The organism is Variovorax sp. LARHSF232, from assembly GCF_052871435.1.
Map to the genome: position 1 here is coordinate 276,884 of NZ_JBIXJS010000005.1, position 18,986 is coordinate 295,869.

Sequence of the window (18,986 nt, forward strand, 5' to 3'; positions counted from 1 at the left end):
AACACATATGTCCAGCACCACCGTTGCCGAGTTCGCCAGCGAACTCAAGAAGACTCCCGATTTCCTGCTTGATCAGTTCAGGAGCGCAGGCGTGCCCAAGGCATCGCCGACCGATGCGATCACCGAGGCCGACAAGCAGCGCCTGCTCGGCCACCTGAAGGCCAGCCACGGCACGGCCGAGCCCGAGCGCAAGAAGATCACCCTGGTCAAGAAATCGACCAGCGAGATCAAGCAGGCCGACGCCACCGGCCGAGCCCGCACCATCCAGGTGGAAGTGCGCAAGAAGCGCACCTTCATCCAGCGCGACGAGCCCCATGCGGCCCCCGTGGCCGAGGCACCCGCGCCCGCCGAGGCGCCGGCGCCCGCCGCTCCGCGGATCGACGAGGCCGAGCTGGCTCGCCGCGAAGAAGAAGCACGCCGCCAGGCCGAGCTGATTCGCCGCCAGGAAGAAGAGCTGGTCGAGAAGCGCCGTGTGCGCGAAGAAGCCGAAGCGCGCGAACGCGAGCAGGCCGAGCGCGCCGAGCAAGCCGAACAGGCTGCCAAGGCAGAGCAGGCGGCCCGGGCCGCGGAAGCTGCCGAAGCCGCCCGCAAGAAGACCGCTGAAGCGCCGGCCGCTGCACCCGCACCTGCGCCGTCCAAGGCCGCCGCCGACAAGGCCGCGGCGGAAAGCGCTGCTGCCGACAAGGTTGCCGCCGACAAGGCGGTCGCCGAGGCCGCGGCCGTGCAGGCCAAGGAAGATGCCAAGGCCAAGGCCGCAGCCGAATCGAAGGCTCGCGCCGACGAAGAGGCTGCGCGCGCCCGCGATCTGGACGAGCGCCGCCGCAAGGCGCTGGCCGAAGCTGAGGCGATCCGCGCCATGCTGGCCGCGCCGGCCCGCGTGCTGGTGCCGCACAAGGCGCCCGAAAAGGAAGTGCCCAAGCCGGCCGTCAAGGGCACGTTGCACAAACCGGCGGCTCCTGCCGCGCGCGCTGGCGCCGCGGCGCCGGCCGCCCCGGGTACCGCCGCGCCCGGCAGCAAGGACGTCAAGTCTTCCAAGCTCTCGTCGAGCTGGGCTGGCGATCCGGCCAAGAAGAAGGAAATCAAGACGCGCGGTGACGCCAGCGGTGGTGTCGGCCGTGGCAACTGGCGCGGCGGCCCGCGCGGGCGCCGCGGCGGCGACCGTGGCGGCCAGGAAGATCACGTGCAGGCAGCGCCGGTGGAAGCGCGCGTGCTGGAAGTGCACGTGCCCGAAACCATCACGGTGTCCGAGCTGGCCCACAAGATGTCGGTCAAGGCCGGCGAAGTGATCAAGCAACTGATGAAGCTGGGCCAGATGGCCACCATCAACCAGTCGCTGGACCAGGACACCGCGATGATCATCGTGGAAGAAATGGGCCACAGCGCGGTGGTGGCGGCGCTGGACGATCCGGAAGCCTTCATCACCGAGGACGTCGGCGGTACGAGCGTCGAAGCCCTGCCGCGTGCGCCGGTCGTGACCGTGATGGGCCACGTCGACCACGGCAAGACCTCGCTTCTGGACTACATCCGCCGCGCCAAGGTGGCGGCGGGCGAAGCCGGCGGCATCACGCAGCACATCGGTGCCTACCATGTGCAGACCGAGCGCGGCATGGTGTCCTTCCTGGACACCCCGGGCCACGAGGCCTTCACGGCCATGCGTGCCCGTGGTGCGCAGGCCACCGACATCGTGATCCTGGTGGTGGCGGCCGACGACGGCGTCATGCCCCAGACCAAGGAAGCCATCAAGCACGCCAAGGCGGCCAACGTGCCGATCGTGGTGGCGATCAACAAGATCGACAAGCCCGACGCCAACACCGACCGCGTCAAGCAGGAGCTGGTGACCGAGGACGTGGTGCCTGAAGAGTACGGCGGCGACGTGCCTTTCGTGCCCGTGTCGGCCAAGACCGGCCAGGGCGTCGACGACCTCCTCGAGCAGGTGCTGCTGCAGGCCGAAGTGCTGGAGCTCAAGGCCCCGGTGGACGCCCCGGCCAAGGGCCTGGTGGTGGAAGCCCAGCTGGACAAGGGCCGCGGCCCGGTCGCGACCGTGCTGGTGCAGTCCGGCACGCTCAAGACCGGCGACGTGGTGCTGGCCGGCTCGACCTATGGCCGTGTGCGCGCCATGCTGGACGAAGACGGCAAGGCCATCAAGACGGCGGGTCCGTCGATCCCGGTGGAAATCCAGGGCCTGACCGAAGTGCCGCAGGCCGGCGATGAGTTCATCGTGCTGGGCGACGAGCGCCGTGCGCGCGAAATCGCCACCTACCGTGCCGGCAAGTTCCGCAACACCAAGCTGGCGAAGGCCCAGGCCGCGAACCTGCAGAACATGTTCAGCGACCTCAGTGCGGGTGAAGTGCAGATCTTGCGCATCATCATCAAGGCCGACGTGCAGGGTTCGCAGGAAGCGCTGGCCCAGTCGCTGCTCAAGCTGGCGACCGAAGAGGTCAAGGTGCAGATCGTCTATGCGGGTGTCGGTGGCATCAGCGAAAGCGACATCAACTTGGCGATCGCGTCGAAGGCGGTGGTGATCGGCTTCAACGTGCGCGCCGACGCCGGTGCGCGCAAGCTGGCCGACAGCAACGGCGTGCAGCTGAACTACTACAGCATCATTTACGACGCGGTGGACGAAGTGAAAGTCGCCATGTCGGGCATGCTGGCGCCGGAGCGCCGCGAGGAAATCATCGGCTCGGCCGAGATCCGCACGGTGTTCGTGGCTTCGAAGATCGGCACGGTGGCGGGCTCCTACATCACGTCGGGCCATGTCAACCGCAGCTCGCATTTCCGCCTGCTGCGCGACAACGTGGTGGTCTACACCGGCGAGGTCGAATCGCTCAAGCGCCTGAAGGACGATGTCCGCGAAGTGCGCGAAGGCTTCGAGTGCGGTATCAAGCTCAAGAACTACAACGACATCAAGGAAGGTGATCAGCTGGAGTTCTTCGAGATCAAGGAGATCGCGCGTACGCTGTAAGGCGTCGCCCGAGCGATCCATGCCTAAGAGAAAAGCCGCAACCCCCAACCGCGCGTTCAAGGTGGCCGATCAGATCCAGCGCGATCTGACGGAGCTGATCGCGCGCGAGTTGAAGGACCCGCGCGTGGGCATGGTGACCATCCAGGCCGTCGAGGTCACGCCCGACTACGCGCATGCGCAGGTCTATTTCAGCCTGCTGGTCGGCGACCCGGTGGAAACCACCGAGGCGCTGAACCAGGCGGCGGGCTTCCTGCGCAACGGCCTCTTCAAGCGTCTGCACATCCACACGGTGCCGACGCTCCATTTCCACTTCGACCGGACGACCGAGCGCGCTGCCGACATGAACGCGCTGATCGCCCAGGCCGTCGCTTCCCGCTCGAAAGACGAGTAGGCATGAACGCGCCACGCACCAGGGTGCAGCGGCGCCCTGTGCATGGGGTGTTGCTGCTCGACAAACCGCTCGGCCTCTCGAGCAACCAGGCCTTGCAGAAGGCCAAGTGGTTGCTGCGCGCCGAAAAGGCGGGCCATACCGGCACCCTCGATCCGCTGGCCACAGGCGTGCTGCCGCTGTGCTTTGGCGCGGCCACCAAGTTCAGCCAGCTGCATCTGGATGCCGACAAGACCTATGTCGCGACGGCGCGGCTGGGCGTGCGCACCAGCACGGCCGACGCCGAAGGCGAAGTGATCGCCGAGCGTCCCGTGCAAGTCAGCGAGGCCGACCTGGCCCGTGTGGCAGCGCAGTTCACCGGCCCGATCCGCCAGGTGCCACCGATGCACAGCGCGCTCAAGAAGGACGGCAAGGCGCTCTACGAATACGCCCGTGAAGGCGTCGAGGTCGAGCGTGCACCACGCGATGTCGTCATTCACGAACTGCACCTCAGTTTCGAGCCGGATTTCGAGGCTTCGAAGCTGATCCGCATCGCGGCCAAGGCCAGCAAGGGCACCTACATCCGGACCCTGGGCGAAGACATCGGCGAGGCGCTGGGCTGTGGTGCCCACCTGGCCAGCCTGCGGCGCGTGGCGACCGGCGGTTTTACCGAAGTCCAATGCGTCACGCTCGAAGCACTGGAAGCCATGGACGCCGGCGAGCGCCTGGCGCAACTGCTGCCCACCGAGGCGCTGGTGGCCGATCACAGCCGCGTCACGCTGGGCACGGAAGATGCGGGCCGCTTCCTTTCGGGCCTGCGCCGGCGCGGCGCCTGGCCGGATGCGCCGGCCGTGGCGGTGTTCGGCGAAGAGCCCGCCAGCTTTCTCGGCACGGCCCATGCAAAGGCCGGCGAACTGATCCCGGGGCGCTTGCTGAGCCCCATCGAAATCCAGCAAATTCTTCTTTCCAAGAACGCACACACCACCTGCGAAACAACATCATGAGCACCAACCAAATCCGCAATATCGCCATCATTGCCCACGTGGACCACGGCAAGACCACGATGGTCGACCAGCTGCTGCGCCAGTCCGGCACCTTCGCCGAGCACGAGAAGGTGGTCGACACGGTGATGGACAACAACGCCATCGAAAAAGAGCGCGGCATCACCATCCTGGCCAAGAACTGCGCGGTGACCTGGAAGGGCATGCACATCAACATCGTCGACACCCCCGGCCACGCGGACTTCGGCGGCGAGGTGGAGCGTGCACTGTCGATGGTGGACGGCGTGGTGCTGCTGATCGACGCACAGGAAGGCCCGATGCCGCAGACGCGCTTCGTGACCAAGAAGGCGCTGGCCCTGGGCCTCAAGCCCATCCTGGTGGTCAACAAGGTCGACAAGCCGGGCGCACGCCCCGACCAGGTGGTGAACGCCGCCTTCGACCTGTTCGACAAGCTGGGCGCGACCGATGAGCAGCTCGACTTCCCGGTGGTCTATGCCTCGGGCATCAACGGCTGGTCTTCGCTGGAAGAGGGCGCACCGGGCGAGCAGTGGGGCCCCGACATGTCGGCCCTGTTCGACACCGTCCTGAAGCACGTGCCGGCACATGCAGGCGACCCCGCCGCGCCGCTGCAGCTGCAGATCTCGGCGCTCGACTTCTCGACCTTCGTGGGCCGCATCGGCGTGGGCCGCGTCAACGCCGGCACCGTCCGCCCCATGATGGACGTGGTGGTGATGGAAGGCCCGGACGGCAAGCAAGTCAAAGGTCGGGTCAATCAGGTGCTGACCTTCCAGGGTCTGGACCGCGTGCAGGCCGCCGAGGCCGGCCCGGGCGAGATCGTGCTGATCAACGGCTTGGCCGACATCAACATCGGCAGCACCATCACCGATCCGGTCAACCCGGCGCCGCTGCCCATGCTCAAGGTCGACGAGCCGACTTTGACCATGAACTTCTGCGTCAACACCAGCCCGCTGGCCGGCCGCGAAGGCAAGTTCGTCACCAGCCGCCAGATCTGGGACCGCCTGCAGAAGGAACTGCAGCACAACGTGGCGCTGCGCGTGAAGGAAACCGGCGAAGAAGGCGTCTTCGAAGTCATGGGCCGCGGTGAACTGCACCTGACCATCCTGTTGGAAAACATGCGCCGCGAAGGCTACGAGATGGCCGTGTCGAAACCGCGCGTGGTGTTCCGCGACGTCGATGGCGTGCGCCACGAGCCGATCGAAATGGTGACTGCCGACATCGAAGACCAGCACCAGGGCGGCGTGATGCAGGCCCTGGGCGAGCGCAAGGGCGAACTGGTCAACATGGAACCGGACGGCCGTGGCCGCGTGCGCCTGGAGTACCGCATTCCGGCGCGTGGCCTGATCGGCTTCACCAACGAGTTCCTGAACCTGACGCGCGGCTCGGGCCTCATCTCCAACATCTTCGACAGCTACGAGCCGCACAAGGGCGACATCGGCAGCCGCAAGAACGGCGTGCTGATCTCGATGGACGACGGTGAAATCTTCACCTACGCCCTGGGCAAGCTGGACGACCGCGGCCGCATGTTCGTGCGCGCCAACGATCCCGTCTACGAAGGCATGATCGTCGGCATCCACAGCCGCGACAACGACCTGGTGGTGAACGCCACCCGCACCAAGCAGCTCACCAACTTCCGTGTCTCGGGCAAGGAAGACGCGATCAAGATCACGCCGCCGATCGACCTCACGCTGGAATACGGCGTCGAGTTCATCGAGGACGACGAGCTGGTCGAGATCACGCCCAAGAGCGTGCGCCTGCGCAAGCGCTTCCTCAAGGAGCACGAGCGCAAGCGCGCCAGCCGCGAGACCGCCGCCTAAACAGCATGGCGCTGTCGCACGGCCGCGCGGTCTGGATGATGGTCGCTGTGACCCTCATGTGGGCCACGGCCGGCGTCGTCACGCGCCACCTGGAGCATGCGCGCAGCTTCGAGGTGACCTTCTGGCGTAGTCTCTTCACCGCCATCTCGCTGCTGGTCATCCTGACGCTCTGGCAGGGCCGTGCAGTGCTTGCGCGCAAGCTGCGCGAAGGCGGCCGGGCGCTGTGGCTCTCGGGCCTGTGCTGGAGCGTGATGTTCACCGCCTTCATGGTGGCGCTCACGCTCACCTCCACCGCGAACGTGCTGGTGACCATGGCCCTGGGGCCGCTGTTCACTGCACTGGCGTCGCGCTTTTTCATCGGCCACCGGCTGCCGGCGCGCACCTGGGGCGCGATTTTCGTGGCCGGCGCCGGCATCGCCTGGATGTACGCCACCAAGCTGGAGCAGGGCCAGGCGCTGGGCACCTTCGTGGCGCTGTGCGTGCCGCTGGCGGCCGCATGCAACTGGACGGTGGTGCAGCATGCCGGCGCCCAGGGCCACAAGATCGACCTGGTGCCCGCGGTGCTGGTTGGCGCGCTCATCTCGGCGGCCAGTACCTTGCCGCTGGCCTGGCCGTTGCGCGCCAGCGCTCACGACATCGGCCTGCTGGCCTTCCTGGGGCTGGTGCAGCTGGCGATTCCCTGCTCGCTGTCGGTGATCTGCGCGCGCGTTCTGAAGGCGCCGGAGGTGTCGCTCCTGGCCTTGCTCGAGGTGATCTTCGGCATCGGCTTTGCCTGGATCGGCGCGAACGAGGTGCCGGCACCGCAGGTGCTGACCGGCGGTGCGCTCGTGATCGGCGCGCTGGTGATCAATGAATTTCTTGGTTGGCGCGCACGCCTGCAGCTCGCCTGAAAGCGCGCGGATGCGGCGTTGGCTGACAACGCCATGCACGGCTGCCGCGTTCAATTCAGGGCCTTGAAAGACAAAAAGGACAAGGAATGCGAACTTTGGTTGTGAGCCTGGCCACCGCTGCGGCGCTGTTGCCGATGGCGGCCTCGGCGCAGGTCTCGGTCAACATCAACGTGCCGGGCATCATCTCGGTGGCTCCGCCGGCACCGCGCGTCGAGTACATGCCGGCGCCGCGGCCGGGTCATCTGTGGGTTCAAGGGAATTGGCACTGGCACCAGGGCGACTACGCCTGGCGGCCGGGGTACTGGCAGCGGGCCCGTCCCGACCATGCCTGGGCGGCCGGCCGCTGGGTGCCCGTGGGCGGCGGCTACCGCTGGGTCGACGGCGGCTGGAGGCCGCACGGCAAGCATCATCATCAACGGCATGACCGCCATGACTACGACGATGACGACGATCATCGCCGCGGCCATCGCCACCATCACCGCCATCGCGATCGCGACGACGATTGATCGAAGGCGATACTGAAGTTGACAACAACAGGAGCGAATTGACCTATGCGCAAAATCTTCTTGGCGCTTGCTTGCGCCGTGGCTGCCACGCCGCTGGTGGCACCGGCCCAGGTTTCGGTGAACATCAACGTGCCCGGCATCATTGCCGTTGCGCCGCCGGCGCCGCGCTACGAGGTCATGCCCTCGCCACGCTCCGGACAGATCTGGATCCAGGGCAACTGGTATTGGGGCAACAACGACTACGTCTGGCGGCCGGGCCGCTGGGAGCCGGCGCGACCGGACTACGACTACGCACCCGGCCGCTGGGTGAAGGCCGACGGCGGCTACCGCTGGGTCGAAGGCAACTGGAAGTCCAAGGGCAAGGGCGGTGGCCAAGGCTCCGATCATTGCCCGCCCGGCCAGGCAAAAAAAGGGCGCTGCTGAAGAGCAGCGCCTTGGCATGACGGCGGTCTACTGACGACCGCCCGCAGCTTCTTTCAGGGGCGCGCGATCTTCCACGCGCCGGCGACGCCGTCGCCGGTGCGGTCGCCGGCCTTCGCGTCCTTCGCCCAGTAGTACAGCGGCGAGCCCTTGTAGGCCCACTGCTTCTTGCCGTCGTCGCGCGTGACGATGGTGTAGCCGCCCATGGGCTTGGCATTGTCGGCGGCCAGCAGCGGCGGCCAGTTGGCGGCGCATTGGCCATTGCAGGCCGACTTGCCACTGCCTTCGGTATCGCGCGCAAAGGTGTAGAGCGTCATGCCGTTCGGGCCGATCAGCACGTTGTCGACCGTCTTGGTCGGCGTGTCGGCGGGTGCCGTGGACATGCTGCCGCAGCCGGCCAGAAGGGCGGCAGCGAGGATCGAAGCACTGAGCAGTTTCATGAGGTTTTTCTCCTTTGGTTGACGACGAATGAAAGTCGACGCTGCAGTGTATGCGGCCTGATCTTGATATCAGAGCTGCTTGTACACCGCGGTGGCAATTGCCAGCAGCGCCTCGCGAGGCAGCTTGCCGGCCAGGGCGTAGCCGAAACCCTGGTCGGCCCAGTAGAAACTGGAGACCGGGTCGTCGGCTGCGAAACGAAAAGCGCTTTCCTGGGCGGCGATGCCGTCGCGTGCCGCGAGTGCGCCGATGTAGAGCGTGACCCGTTGGCCTGCGGCATCCTCGAACATGAATTGGGCGCGCGCGCCGGCCTCGCCGGGCAGCAGCCTGCCGCCCACCAGCGTGTAGCCCTGTGCCGACAGGTCGGGCACCTGCAAGGGCTTGTCGAGCCGGCGCGACAGCCATTGCACCAGATGTTGCTGCTCGGCCGCGGCCACCTCGACTGGATGGCGCTTCTCGGGCGAATAGACGGCATGGGCCAGTGCCGCGTCATGCGCAAAGGCAAGGGCCGCGGGCGGTGTCGCAGGGCGTGCGGCCAAGCCGCCGCCCTGGCTTTGCGCCCACTGGCCATGACCCATCCAGCCGGCCCCGAAAGCGAGCAGGACGGAGGCGGCGAGGGCGGCGGCCTGCAGCCAGCGTCGCGGCGCCGGATGCTTGCGTTGCACGGCATCGAGCAGATGCGCAGGCACCGGCTCGTCCAGCACCTCGCGATGCAGGCCACGCAGGGCCTCGCGCTGCGCGGCCCAGGCACGGGCGTCGTCGTCTTGGGGGGCGGTGGGAGCGCTCATGCCAGTCTTCCTACTTCAAGCGGCGCAGTTGCGGGCGCGCCGGTGCCGGCGTCTGGCCGCCATCCATGAGCTCAGCCAGGCGCGCGCGAGCGCGCGACAGCCGGGACATCACCGTGCCGGCCGGAATGGCCAGCACCTTGGCGATCTCGTCATAGCTGAAGTCTTCCAGTGCGGCCAGCAGCAGCACCGCGCGCTGCTCCTGCGGGAGCTGCAGCAGGCAGCGCTGCAGGTCGATCAGAAGGCCGGGCTCGGCTTCGGGCGCGCACAGCGTCTGGGCGGCGTCATCGATGTCGACCCGTGTGCCACGAGGCGGCGCCTGCCGCGCCTGATTGAGCCAGACGTTGTGCATGATGGTGAAGAGCCAGGCCCGCAGGTCGCTGCCCACGCGCCACAAGCGCCACTTGGCGCAGGCGCGTTCGAGCGTGTCCTGCACCAGGTCGTCCGCCGCCCAGGCATCGCCGGTGAGCGCGCGCGCATAACGGCGCAGGGCCGGAATGCAGGCGACGATGGGGGCGGTGTTCATGCAGGTGCGTGCTTAGGGCGTTCTTTCTGCATGAACACCTGGCGCCGGCGGATTATTCCGCCACCCCGCAAAAAAAAACTTCACAGCTTCTCAGCGGTTGCGGCTCTTCATCGCGCGCTCCACCTCGCGCTTGCCTTCGCGGTCCTTGATGGTGTCGCGCTTGTCGTGCTCGGCCTTGCCCTTGGCCAGCGCGATCTCGCACTTGACCTTGCCGGCCTTCCAGTGAAGGTTGAGCGGCACCAGGGTGTAGCCCTTCTGCTCGATTTTTCCGATCAGGCGGCGGATCTGCTCCTTGTGCAGCAGCAGCTTCTTGGTGCGCACCGAATCAGGATTGACGTGGGTCGAGGCGCTCTTGAGCGGGTTGATCTGGCAGCCCAGCACGAACAGCTCGCCGTTGCGGATCACCACGTAGCCGTCGGTCAGTTGCACCTTGCCTTCGCGCAAGGCCTTCACTTCCCAGCCTTCCAGCACCATGCCGGCCTCGAAGCGCTCTTCGAAGAAATAGTTGTAGGCCGCCTTCTTGTTGTCGGCGATGCGGGTGGAGGGGTCGGGTTTCTTGTTGGTGGCCATGTGAGGGGAGAGATGGGGTCGGCATGGCTTCAATACAATGCTTCGCGCCCTGCCTCTCGATTCTATGAAAACCGTTCACAAGTCCGTTCTCATCTGGTTCAGCGCAGAGGAGATGTATGCACTGGTCACCGATGTGGCGCGCTATCCCGAGTTTTTGCCCTGGTGCGACAAGGCGCGCGTCATCGAGGAAGACGAAGCCGGCATGACGGCTCAAGTGGGCCTCGCCTTCGGCGGCTTTCACCATTCCTTCACCACCCGCAACACCCATGTGCCGGGGCGCGAGGTGCACCTGAAGCTGGTCGACGGCCCGTTCTCGCGCCTGGACGGCACCTGGAAGTTCGCGCCGGTGGGCGGCGAGGGCGAGCGCGCCTGCCGGGTCGAGCTGGAGCTGCACTACGGCTTCGACAGCGTCACCTTGCAGACCCTGGTCGGGCCGGTGTTCGACAAGGTGGCCTCCACCCTGGTCGATGCCTTCGTCAAGCGGGCCGAGCAGGTGTACGCTGAGGTGCCATGAGCATTCAGATCACCCTCGCATGTTCTCCGGCGCCTCGCGTGGTGTACGAAGAAGTGCTGCTGCTGAAAGACGGCGCCAGCGCGCGCGATGCGGTGCTGGCCAGCCGCCTGGCCGCCGCCGAGTTCGCGCAGCTGGATTGGCAGGCGCTGCAGCCGGGTGTCTGGGGCAAGGCGGTGGATTGGGAGCAGCGGCTCAAGGACGGCGACCGCATCGAACTGTGCCGCGATCTCACGGTCGACCCGAAAGTGGCGCGGCGCGAACGCTTCGCGCGCCAGGGTGCCCGTGGCACCGGCCTGTTCGCCAAGCGCCGGGCCGGCGCCAAGGCAGGCTACTGAAGGCTGTCGCTACTTGGCGCAGTCGCTGTCGATGACCGACTGCAGGCGCTTCTGCTCCTGCGCCCGCGTGTTGTCGTCGATGATCTCGCGCTCGCCCTGGGCGTTCAGGCGCGCCACGCGGATGCCGCTGTCATAGGTGGCCTTGGCTTGGCGGGCACGGCCGCAGTTTTCGGCCTTGGCCTGCGCGAGCTTCTGCGCTTCGGCGGCCTTCTTGGCCTTTTCGGCTTCTTCCTGCTTCTTGATCTTCTCGTCCAGTTCCTTGTCGACCCGCGGCTTGGCCTCGGGTGCGGGTGCCGAGGAGGAGGGCGCCTTGGCCGACTGCGTCTTGTTGCCGTTGTTGTCAGCGCTAGCGCCGTCGCCATCCGGCAGCACGATGGCCGGATTGGGGCGCGGTGGCGGCAGGTTGCCGCGGCGCTGGATGTTCTTCTCTGGAATGTCGGGCGGCGGTGCCGTGTCGCTGAACACGGGCTTGCCGCTCTTGTCGATCCATTGCCATTGGGCCTGGGCTGCCAGGGGCAGCAACAGACAGCAGCCAAGGCATCCGGACAAGAGCTGACGCAAGACGAGTTTCATGCTCGGAAGTTTAGCGCCGGCTTACCTTTTGCAACGTGTTTGGTCGGCGCGCCGAGCGTCGGGCGCTGTGAATTCGCCACATACATTTGTATGACTTGGGCGGCGCAGGTCTTCTCTTGGCGCGAGCGGGTAAGTACCGATCAATCGTTACAATCCGTCTTTTGGAGCCTCACCCATGCGCCTTCTCGGCAAAGCGCTCACCTTCGACGACGTGTTGCTGGTGCCAGCGTTCTCCCAGGTCCTGCCCAAGGACACCTCCCTCGCCACCCGCCTCTCGCGCAACATCACCTTGAACCTGCCGCTGGTGTCCGCGGCGATGGACACCGTGACCGAAGCGCGCCTTGCGATCGCGATCGCGCAAGAAGGCGGCATCGGCATCGTCCACAAGAACCTCACGCCGGCGCAGCAGGCGAGCGAAGTGGCGAAGGTCAAGCGCTACGAATCGGGCGTGCTGCGCGATCCGGTGGTGATCACCCCCACGCACACCGTGCTGCAGGTGATGCAGCTGTCGGAAGAGCTCGGCATCTCGGGCTTCCCGGTGCTGGATGGCGGCAAGGTGGTCGGCATCGTCACCGGCCGCGACCTGCGCTTCGAAACGCGCTACGACGTACCGGTGAGCGAGATCATGACGCCGCGCGAGAAGCTGATCACGGTGCCCGACGGCACCACGCTGGCCGAGGCCAAGGCCCTGCTGAACAAGCACAAGCTGGAGCGCCTCCTGGTCATCAACAAGGAATGGGCGCTCAAGGGCCTCATCACCGTCAAGGACATCACCAAGCAGACCAGCTTCCCGAACGCCGCGCGCGACCCCTCGGGGCGCCTGCGCGTGGGGGCGGCGGTCGGCGTGGGCGCGGGCACCGAGGAGCGCGTGGAGGCCCTGGTGAAGGCCGGCGTCGACGCCATCGTGGTCGACACCGCGCACGGCCACAGCGCCGGCGTGATCGAACGCGTGCGCTGGGTCAAGCAGAACTATCCGCAGGTCGACGTGATCGGCGGCAACATCGCCACCGGCGACGCGGCGCGCGCCCTGGCCGATGCCGGTGCCGACGCGGTCAAGGTGGGCATCGGCCCCGGCTCGATCTGCACCACCCGCATCGTGGCCGGCGTGGGCGTGCCGCAGATCATGGCCATCGACAACGTGGCCACCGCGCTGCAGGGCAGCGGCGTGCCGCTGATCGCAGACGGCGGCATCCGCTATTCGGGCGACATCGCCAAGGCCATCGCCGCCGGCGCCAGCACCGTGATGATGGGTGGCATGTTCGCCGGCACCGAAGAGGCGCCGGGCGAAATCGTGCTGTACCAGGGCCGCAGCTACAAGAGCTACCGCGGCATGGGCTCCATCGGCGCCATGCAGCAGGGCAGCGCCGACCGCTACTTCCAGGAAGCCACCACCGGCAATCCGAACGCCGACAAGCTGGTGCCCGAAGGCATCGAAGGCCGGGTGCCCTACAAGGGCTCGATGGTCTCCATCGTCTACCAGATGTCGGGCGGCCTGCGCGCCAGCATGGGCTACTGCGGCTGCGCCACCATCGACGACATGAAGGCCAAGGCGGAGTTCGTCGAGATCACCGCCGCCGGCATCCGTGAGAGCCACGTACACGACGTGCAGATCACGAAGGAAGCGCCCAACTATCGGGCAGAGTGAGGCCAAGAGCGTGTCGTTGTTGCGGCTGGCTCACGACTATTGGCTCTATCTGAAGCTGGTGGCCGCCAGCATCCGGACGCGGGGCTTGCTCGCCGCTTCGTTCGCCTTGCTGGCCTTCATCGCAATCTTGTTGGGCGTGGCGGCCGAGCCCGACAAGCCGGGTTCCTGGGCCAGCCTCTTCACGCTGCTGTCGGCCATCTTCGCCGCGCTCACGGTGATCCGCATGAGCATGAAGGCCAACTTCGACGAGAACTACTCGCTCGCGTTTGCGCTGGCCCACGGCTACGTCAGCAACTTCGCCCGCCAGGCCATCGATGACCTCAAGACGCTTTCGCCCGAAGGCACTTTCGTCGTGTTCCGGCCCGAAGGGCTGGCCCAGCTGGAGGATGGCGCCGTGAAAGGCTTCAAGCAGAAGATCGTCGAGCGCGGCTATCGCTCATCGGTGCGGCACCTGGAGGGCGAGGGCAAGCGGGTTCGCGACGTGCTGGTGGTCGAAAGCCTCGAGGGTGGCACGCAGGCCAGGCTGCGCTACGTGGATTTTCCGTCCACGTTGCTCACCTTGAAGAGCCTGGTCGACTACCGCAGTGCCGAGCGCACGCGCAAGTCCGAGATCGCACTTTCCAATGACGAGCAAGAGATCATCACGCGCAACCTGATCAACATGTTCTTCGACGAGCTGGTGAAGCTGCTCGCAACCGACATCACCGCGGGCCGCGTCCGATTCACCGATTCAAGCATGGTTCACCTCTAATGCAACACCAGAAAATCCTCATCCTCGACTTCGGCTCGCAAGTCACCCAGCTGATCGCGCGGCGCGTGCGCGAAGCACATGTCTATTCTGAAGTTCATCCCTGCGATGTGAGCGACGAATGGATCCGCGAATACGCGAAAGACGGCGCGCTCAAGGGCGTGATCCTCTCGGGCAGCCACGCCAGCGTCTATGAAGAAAGCACCGACAAGGCGCCTGCCGCCGTGTTCGAACTGGGCGTGCCGGTGCTGGGCATCTGCTATGGCATGCAGGCCATGGCGCACCAGCTGGGCGGCAAGGTCGAAGGTGGCCACAAGCGCGAGTTCGGCTTTGCCGCGGTGCGCGCGCGCGGCCATACCGCGCTCTTGAAGGACATCGCGGACTTCACCACGCCCGAAGGCCACGGCATGCTCAACGTGTGGATGAGCCACGGCGACAAGGTCACCGAGCTGCCGCCCGGCTTCAAGCTGATGGCCTCCACCGAGTCCTGCCCGATCGCCGGCATGGCCGACGAGGAGCGCCATTTCTACGGCGTGCAGTTCCACCCCGAAGTCACCCACACGGTGCAGGGCAAGGCACTGCTGGAGCGCTTCGTGCTGGGCATCTGCAAGGTCAAGCCCGACTGGGTGATGCGCGACCACATTGCCGAAGCGGTGGAAAAGATCCGCGAGCAGGTGGGCGACGAGGAAGTGATCCTCGGCCTGTCGGGCGGCGTCGACTCCTCGGTGGCGGCGGCCCTCATCCATCGCGCCATCGGCGACCAGCTCACCTGCGTGTTCGTCGACCATGGCCTGTTGCGCCTGAACGAAGGCGACATGGTGATGGACATGTTCGTCGGCAAGCTGCACGCCAAGGTGATCCGCGTGGATGCCAGCGAGCTGTTCCTGGGCAAGCTGGCCGGCGTGAGCGACCCGGAAGCCAAGCGCAAGATCATCGGCGGCGAGTTCGTCACCGTGTTCAAGCAGGAAGCGGCCAAGCTCACCAGTGCCGGCGCCAAGGGCGCCAAGTGGCTGGCCCAAGGCACCATCTACCCGGACGTGATCGAGTCGGGCGGCGCCAAAAGCAAGAAGGCCGTCACCATCAAGAGCCACCACAACGTGGGCGGCCTGCCGGAGCAACTGGGTCTGAAGCTGCTGGAGCCGCTGCGCGACCTGTTCAAGGACGAGGTGCGCGAGCTGGGCGTGGCCCTGGGCCTGCCGCCCGAGATGGTGTATCGCCACCCGTTCCCGGGCCCCGGCCTGGGTGTGCGCATCCTGGGCGAAGTGAAGAAGGAGTACGCCGACCTGCTGCGCCGTGCCGATGCGATCTTCATCGAGGAACTGCGCAACTTCAAGGATGCGTCCAGCGGCAAGACCTGGTACGACCTCACCAGCCAAGCCTTCACCGTCTTCCTGCCGGTCAAGAGCGTGGGCGTGATGGGCGACGGCCGCACCTACGACTACGTCGTGGCGCTGCGCGCGGTGCAGACCAGCGACTTCATGACCGCCGACTGGGCCGAGCTTCCTTATGCGCTGTTGAAGAAGGTGTCGGGCCGCATCATCAATGAAGTGCGCGGCATCAACCGCGTGACCTACGACGTCTCGAGCAAGCCGCCGGCGACGATCGAATGGGAGTGAAATCGGGTCCTTCAGGGACTATCGCCAGCAATCGAAAAGTCGCCGTAAGTCATTGATTTAAAAAGATTTACGTCACGGCGACTATCGTTGGCTATCGCCGGCCAGCGGAACGGTTTGGCGGTAAAGCTGACGGTAAGAACTGAGGCCCGGATTCAGACCCGCTTGTTTACTATCCAGTTTTTTTCGGTCTGGACGGTAAAAAGCTCGATGAAAAGCTAGGTTTCATGCGGGTTCCAAGGCATCTTCAGGTCTCCTGACCCCTGACGGTAAAAACCGTCACAACCAGGAGGTAAAACCTCGATGTTGACCGACACCGCGCTACGCAACCTCAAGCCAAAAGCCGCGCCGTACAAGGCTTTCGACCGCGACGGCATGTACGTGACGGTATCGACGGCAGGCACCATCGCTTTCCGTTACGACTACCGTCTCAACGGCCGCCGGGAGACGCTCACCCTTGGTAGGTACGGTCCTGCCGGCATCTCGCTCGCCTTGGCTCGGGAGAAATTGCTGGACGCCAAGCGGGCCGTTGCCCGGGGCGAGTCCCCGGCCCATGAAAAACAGCGTGAGAAGCGGCGTCTCACGGCCGCCAAGACCTTCGGCGACATGACCGGCCGCTGGCTGGTCGATGCCCGCATGGCCGACAGCACCCGGGCGATGCGCAAGAGCATCGTCGATCGCGACATCCTGCCGGCCTTCAAGAACCGGCTGCTCACCGAGATCAGCGCCGATGACCTGCGAGCCTTGTGCAACAAGGTCAAGGCCCGCGGAGCGCCGGCCACGGCCGTCCATGTTCGCGACATCGTCAAGCAGGTCTACGCCTTCGCCATCCTGCACGGGGAGAAGGTGGCCAATCCAGCCGACGACGTCGGCGCGGCCTCGATCGCGACCTTCGTGCCGAAGGATCGGTCGTTGTCGCCGATGGAGATCCGCCTGATGTGCAGGCAGATGGAGTCGGTGGCCACGTACCCGACCATTCGCCTGGCGCTGCGGCTGATCCTGCTGACGCTGGTACGCAAGAGCGAACTCATCGAGGCGACCTGGTCGGAGGTCGATTTCGAGAACGCGACCTGGACGATCCCGAAGTCACGGATGAAGGGGCGCAACCCCCACGTCGTCTACCTGTCCTCCCAGGCCGTGGACATCTTCGTCGCGCTGCACACCTGCGCGGCGGGGTCGAAGTACGTTCTGCCGTCGCGCTACGACGCGGACCGCTGCATGTCGAAGGCAACGCTCAACCGGGTCACCCAGATCGTGTCCGAGCGGGCGAGGGCGGCTGGCCTGCCGCTGGAACCGTTCACGGTGCACGATCTTCGTCGTACCGGCTCGACGCTGCTCAACGAAATCGGCTTCAACGGCGACTGGATCGAGAAGTGCCTGGCGCATGAGGACGGCCGTTCGTCACGCTCGGTCTACAACAAGGCCGAATACGCCGAGCAACGGCGCCACATGCTGCAAGAGTGGGCCAACCTCATCGATGCGTGGGTCGATGGCCAGACCTATGTGCCGACGCTGATGCCGGACAACGTGGCGGTGCCGGTGCTGAGGGCGTCAGTATGAGCGCCGCTTTTTGGTCGCACCTTGAGGGAGGGATTGGCGAAGGCCGATCCTGGCCGCCGCGCCGGGCAGGTCTTTGCGCTGGCCCTGCTCAGGAGTTCATGAAACTCATGGAAAGAGCACTCCAGATGATCAATTCAAGGACTTCTTAAACCATTGGGGATTGAGTCGCTGAAACGATCATCAGCAGAAACCGGCGCTGCGCACGGGGCGGTGCTTTCGTTGCGAGACGTCCGGGCCGAAGGTCTTACCCTCCTGTCCCGATCGCGATGCCTGCTTGCGCGTGTCGATCCAGGCCTGGACTTCCTCCAAGTCCCAGACGACGCAGCGGGCGGTGAGATTGAACCGACGCGGAAACTCGCCGCGTTGCTCCATTTCGTAGACAGTCGTCTGCGCCAAGGGGACGATCTGGTGGAGTTCATGGCGTCGGATGGTTCGACGAAAGGGCAGGGGGAACCTGGCGGGAAACTGCGGCAAGTTGTCATAGCCATCAGTGCCCGGGAGCGGTGTTTGCCTGGGCTGAGTCGGCACTTTGTTTTCAGCGCTGTGTTCCATGCGAGCATCCATCGATGGGGCCAAATAGTTCTCTGTCCATAGAAGCCATGGTGGCTATCGACAGCGATCGGAACAACCCGCTGGGGCCAAGCGGAAAGGGCGCCATCCAAGTCACGCATTTGAAATGCGCGCCGCTTCGCGCCGCGATCGACGCCGGCGCCAGGTTGAGGGCGTGCTCCTCGGAACCGCTCGTGTTGGAGAGCTCGGCGAACGGGATCGGAATCCCCGGTCCCTAGCCACGAACGCCTCCAGCATGTGTGGAATCAACGTGGTAACGATCCCCGGCCCGGCCCGGCCGCGCTGTGCGTGCTTCGCATCGAGCCGCAAGATGCGTCTCGACCTTTCGGCTTCCATCGCTGACGTCTTCGGCCTTCGCTTCCCGCGGGCCTGCGCGCTGCGCTTGCTTGCGCTTTTTGCTGTGGTTAGGCGGCTTGCTGTTCCCTTCATCCTCGCACACCGGTCTCGCGGTCAAGGTCTGCGCGTGCTGCGCACGCTGGCGTCCTGCCGGCCGTCTTCGAACCTGTGACCGCTGCGCTGCGGCGTGCCGTCTCCGGCCTCGGGCAATCCCGCCCGATCACTGGAGTTGGCCATGGCGCACGATCTGTTGTCTTCCCTCGATTCCTTCGTTTCCGTCGCTTCGTTCTCGCTGCTGGTCCGTGACGTCGCGGGCGCGTGCCGGCCGGCCGAGGCCGATGAGGTGCTGGCCGCGGCGCAGCGGGTGCTGGCAGGCCGGGTGCGTGGGAGCGATGTGCTGAACTCGCCGGCGGTGGTCAGGGACTTCCTGCGGGCGCGGCTCGGGGCACTTCCGCATGAGATCTTTGCGGTGGTTCACTTGGACGCTCAGCACCGGGTGATCGACTACGTGGAGATGTTCCGCGGCACAGTGACGCAGACCTCGGTCTATCCGCGCGAGGTGGTCAAGGATGCGCTGAGGCTCAACAGCTCGACGCTGCTGCTGGTGCACTGCCACCCGAGCGGCTGCGTCGAACCGTCGCGGGCCGATGAGCATCTGACCCAGATGCTCAAGCAGGCGGCTGCGCTGGTGGACGTACAGGTGTTGGACCACTTGATCGTGGCCGGGGCCGACGTGCTCAGCTTTGCCGAGCGCGGGCTGCTGTGAACCCAGGGGCTTCGGCCCCACATTTT

20 protein-coding genes and 1 pseudogene are annotated in these 18,986 nt (G+C 65.8%); 14 read left to right on the forward strand and 7 right to left on the reverse strand.

What is annotated here, in order from left to right:
- Positions 1-7 precede the first annotated feature (7 nt).
- The 7 genes from infB (at position 8) to ACIPRI_RS15535 (ending at position 7,984) form a co-directional block, all read left to right on the forward strand.
- A complete protein-coding gene (gene infB / locus ACIPRI_RS15505; protein ID WP_446622342.1) occupies positions 8-2,962 on the forward strand; it encodes a translation initiation factor IF-2 in 2,955 nt (984 codons plus the stop codon).
- 19 nt (positions 2,963-2,981) lie between these two features.
- Positions 2,982-3,353 (forward strand): 30S ribosome-binding factor RbfA, encoded by a 372-nt coding sequence (gene rbfA, locus ACIPRI_RS15510; protein WP_446622343.1) that lies wholly within the window; start codon positions 2,982-2,984, stop codon positions 3,351-3,353.
- A 2-nt stretch (positions 3,354-3,355) separates the two neighbouring features.
- A complete protein-coding gene (truB, locus tag ACIPRI_RS15515; RefSeq protein WP_446622344.1) occupies positions 3,356-4,333 on the forward strand; it encodes a tRNA pseudouridine(55) synthase TruB in 978 nt (325 codons plus the stop codon).
- Positions 4,330-6,165: a translational GTPase TypA gene (gene typA, locus ACIPRI_RS15520; protein ID WP_446622345.1), complete on the forward strand. Its 1,836-nt coding sequence runs from the start codon at positions 4,330-4,332 to the stop codon at positions 6,163-6,165. The genes truB and typA overlap by 4 nt, the downstream gene beginning before the upstream one ends.
- 5 nt (positions 6,166-6,170) lie before the next feature.
- Positions 6,171-7,055 (forward strand): DMT family transporter, encoded by an 885-nt coding sequence (locus ACIPRI_RS15525; RefSeq protein ID WP_446622346.1) that lies wholly within the window; start codon positions 6,171-6,173, stop codon positions 7,053-7,055.
- A gap of 86 nt (positions 7,056-7,141) precedes the next feature.
- Positions 7,142-7,561: a hypothetical protein gene (locus tag ACIPRI_RS15530; RefSeq protein WP_446622347.1), complete on the forward strand. Its 420-nt coding sequence runs from the start codon at positions 7,142-7,144 to the stop codon at positions 7,559-7,561.
- A 45-nt stretch (positions 7,562-7,606) separates the two neighbouring features.
- Entirely contained in the window at positions 7,607-7,984 is a 378-nt protein-coding gene (locus tag ACIPRI_RS15535; protein ID WP_446622348.1) for a YXWGXW repeat-containing protein, read from the forward strand.
- A 53-nt stretch (positions 7,985-8,037) separates the two neighbouring features.
- On the opposite strand, the gene ACIPRI_RS15540 is transcribed toward ACIPRI_RS15535, so the two are convergent.
- The 4 genes from ACIPRI_RS15540 to smpB form a co-directional block, all read right to left on the reverse strand.
- Complete coding sequence (locus ACIPRI_RS15540) at positions 8,038-8,421, reverse strand: COG4315 family predicted lipoprotein (RefSeq protein WP_446622349.1); 384 nt, start codon at positions 8,419-8,421, stop codon at positions 8,038-8,040.
- 69 nt (positions 8,422-8,490) lie between these two features.
- Positions 8,491-9,207, reverse strand: coding sequence for an anti-sigma factor family protein (locus ACIPRI_RS15545; protein ID WP_446622350.1), 717 nt, complete (start codon positions 9,205-9,207; stop codon positions 8,491-8,493).
- A 10-nt stretch (positions 9,208-9,217) separates the two neighbouring features.
- Positions 9,218-9,730 carry an RNA polymerase sigma factor gene (locus ACIPRI_RS15550; RefSeq protein ID WP_446622351.1) on the reverse strand — a complete coding sequence of 171 codons (513 nt, stop codon included), beginning with the start codon at positions 9,728-9,730 and terminating at the stop codon, positions 9,218-9,220.
- 90 nt (positions 9,731-9,820) lie between these two features.
- Positions 9,821-10,300, reverse strand: coding sequence for an SsrA-binding protein SmpB (smpB, locus tag ACIPRI_RS15555; RefSeq protein WP_446622352.1), 480 nt, complete (start codon positions 10,298-10,300; stop codon positions 9,821-9,823).
- Positions 10,301-10,364: 64 nt separating this feature from the next.
- Here smpB and ACIPRI_RS15560 point away from each other — a divergent pair, with 64 nt between their 5' ends.
- Together ACIPRI_RS15560 and ACIPRI_RS15565 are read left to right on the forward strand one after the other, a co-directional pair.
- Positions 10,365-10,814: a type II toxin-antitoxin system RatA family toxin gene (locus ACIPRI_RS15560; protein WP_446622353.1), complete on the forward strand. Its 450-nt coding sequence runs from the start codon at positions 10,365-10,367 to the stop codon at positions 10,812-10,814.
- Entirely contained in the window at positions 10,811-11,149 is a 339-nt protein-coding gene (locus ACIPRI_RS15565; protein WP_446622354.1) for an RnfH family protein, read from the forward strand. Before ACIPRI_RS15560 ends, ACIPRI_RS15565 begins: the two co-directional genes overlap by 4 nt.
- Positions 11,150-11,158: 9 nt before the next feature.
- Here the strand turns inward: ACIPRI_RS15565 and ACIPRI_RS15570 are convergent, their stop codons facing one another.
- Positions 11,159-11,722 carry a DUF4124 domain-containing protein gene (locus tag ACIPRI_RS15570; protein ID WP_446622355.1) on the reverse strand — a complete coding sequence of 188 codons (564 nt, stop codon included), beginning with the start codon at positions 11,720-11,722 and terminating at the stop codon, positions 11,159-11,161.
- Positions 11,723-11,897: 175 nt separating this feature from the next.
- Here ACIPRI_RS15570 and guaB point away from each other — a divergent pair, with 175 nt between their 5' ends.
- The 4 genes from guaB to ACIPRI_RS15590 all read left to right on the forward strand — a co-directional run bounded on the left by guaB (position 11,898) and on the right by ACIPRI_RS15590 (position 17,288).
- A complete protein-coding gene (guaB, locus tag ACIPRI_RS15575) occupies positions 11,898-13,367 on the forward strand; it encodes an IMP dehydrogenase (protein WP_446622356.1) in 1,470 nt (489 codons plus the stop codon).
- Positions 13,368-13,383: 16 nt separating this feature from the next.
- Positions 13,384-14,118, forward strand: coding sequence for an STING domain-containing protein (locus tag ACIPRI_RS15580; RefSeq protein WP_446622357.1), 735 nt, complete (start codon positions 13,384-13,386; stop codon positions 14,116-14,118).
- Positions 14,118-15,731, forward strand: a complete 1,614-nt coding sequence (gene guaA, locus ACIPRI_RS15585) for a glutamine-hydrolyzing GMP synthase (RefSeq protein ID WP_446622358.1) — start codon at positions 14,118-14,120, stop codon at positions 15,729-15,731. Before ACIPRI_RS15580 ends, guaA begins: the two co-directional genes overlap by 1 nt.
- Before the next feature lie 300 nt (positions 15,732-16,031).
- On the forward strand, positions 16,032-17,288 hold the full coding sequence (locus tag ACIPRI_RS15590) for a tyrosine-type recombinase/integrase (RefSeq protein ID WP_446622359.1): 1,257 nt from the start codon (positions 16,032-16,034) through the stop codon (positions 17,286-17,288).
- Positions 17,289-17,468: 180 nt separating this feature from the next.
- Here ACIPRI_RS15590 and ACIPRI_RS15595 read toward each other — a convergent pair whose 3' ends face one another.
- Both ACIPRI_RS15595 and ACIPRI_RS15600 read right to left on the reverse strand, forming a co-directional pair.
- On the reverse strand, positions 17,469-17,840 hold the full coding sequence (locus ACIPRI_RS15595; protein ID WP_446622360.1) for a helix-turn-helix transcriptional regulator: 372 nt from the start codon (positions 17,838-17,840) through the stop codon (positions 17,469-17,471).
- Between the two features lie 111 nt (positions 17,841-17,951).
- Positions 17,952-18,164: pseudogene (locus ACIPRI_RS15600) on the reverse strand (DUF2274 domain-containing protein); the annotation flags it as partial.
- 265 nt (positions 18,165-18,429) lie between these two features.
- Here ACIPRI_RS15600 and radC point away from each other — a divergent pair.
- Positions 18,430-18,960, forward strand: a complete 531-nt coding sequence (radC, locus tag ACIPRI_RS15605) for a RadC family protein (RefSeq protein ID WP_446622361.1) — start codon at positions 18,430-18,432, stop codon at positions 18,958-18,960.
- The last annotated feature ends 26 nt before the right edge of the window (positions 18,961-18,986 follow it).

Coding starts and splice junctions, on each gene's coding strand:
- infB (WP_446622342.1), top strand. CDS start 8: ATGTCCAGCACCACCGTTGCCGAGTTCGCCAGCGAACTCAAGAAGACT.
- rbfA (WP_446622343.1), top strand. CDS start 2,982: ATGCCTAAGAGAAAAGCCGCAACCCCCAACCGCGCGTTCAAGGTGGCC.
- truB (WP_446622344.1), top strand. CDS start 3,356: ATGAACGCGCCACGCACCAGGGTGCAGCGGCGCCCTGTGCATGGGGTG.
- typA (WP_446622345.1), top strand. CDS start 4,330: ATGAGCACCAACCAAATCCGCAATATCGCCATCATTGCCCACGTGGAC.
- ACIPRI_RS15525 (WP_446622346.1), top strand. CDS start 6,171: ATGGCGCTGTCGCACGGCCGCGCGGTCTGGATGATGGTCGCTGTGACC.
- ACIPRI_RS15530 (WP_446622347.1), top strand. CDS start 7,142: ATGCGAACTTTGGTTGTGAGCCTGGCCACCGCTGCGGCGCTGTTGCCG.
- ACIPRI_RS15535 (WP_446622348.1), top strand. CDS start 7,607: ATGCGCAAAATCTTCTTGGCGCTTGCTTGCGCCGTGGCTGCCACGCCG.
- ACIPRI_RS15540 (WP_446622349.1), bottom strand. CDS start 8,421: ATGAAACTGCTCAGTGCTTCGATCCTCGCTGCCGCCCTTCTGGCCGGC.
- ACIPRI_RS15545 (WP_446622350.1), bottom strand. CDS start 9,207: ATGAGCGCTCCCACCGCCCCCCAAGACGACGACGCCCGTGCCTGGGCC.
- ACIPRI_RS15550 (WP_446622351.1), bottom strand. CDS start 9,730: ATGAACACCGCCCCCATCGTCGCCTGCATTCCGGCCCTGCGCCGTTAT.
- smpB (WP_446622352.1), bottom strand. CDS start 10,300: ATGGCCACCAACAAGAAACCCGACCCCTCCACCCGCATCGCCGACAAC.
- ACIPRI_RS15560 (WP_446622353.1), top strand. CDS start 10,365: ATGAAAACCGTTCACAAGTCCGTTCTCATCTGGTTCAGCGCAGAGGAG.
- ACIPRI_RS15565 (WP_446622354.1), top strand. CDS start 10,811: ATGAGCATTCAGATCACCCTCGCATGTTCTCCGGCGCCTCGCGTGGTG.
- ACIPRI_RS15570 (WP_446622355.1), bottom strand. CDS start 11,722: ATGAAACTCGTCTTGCGTCAGCTCTTGTCCGGATGCCTTGGCTGCTGT.
- guaB (WP_446622356.1), top strand. CDS start 11,898: ATGCGCCTTCTCGGCAAAGCGCTCACCTTCGACGACGTGTTGCTGGTG.
- guaA (WP_446622358.1), top strand. CDS start 14,118: ATGCAACACCAGAAAATCCTCATCCTCGACTTCGGCTCGCAAGTCACC.
- ACIPRI_RS15590 (WP_446622359.1), top strand. CDS start 16,032: ATGTTGACCGACACCGCGCTACGCAACCTCAAGCCAAAAGCCGCGCCG.
- ACIPRI_RS15595 (WP_446622360.1), bottom strand. CDS start 17,840: ATGGAACACAGCGCTGAAAACAAAGTGCCGACTCAGCCCAGGCAAACA.
- radC (WP_446622361.1), top strand. CDS start 18,430: ATGGCGCACGATCTGTTGTCTTCCCTCGATTCCTTCGTTTCCGTCGCT.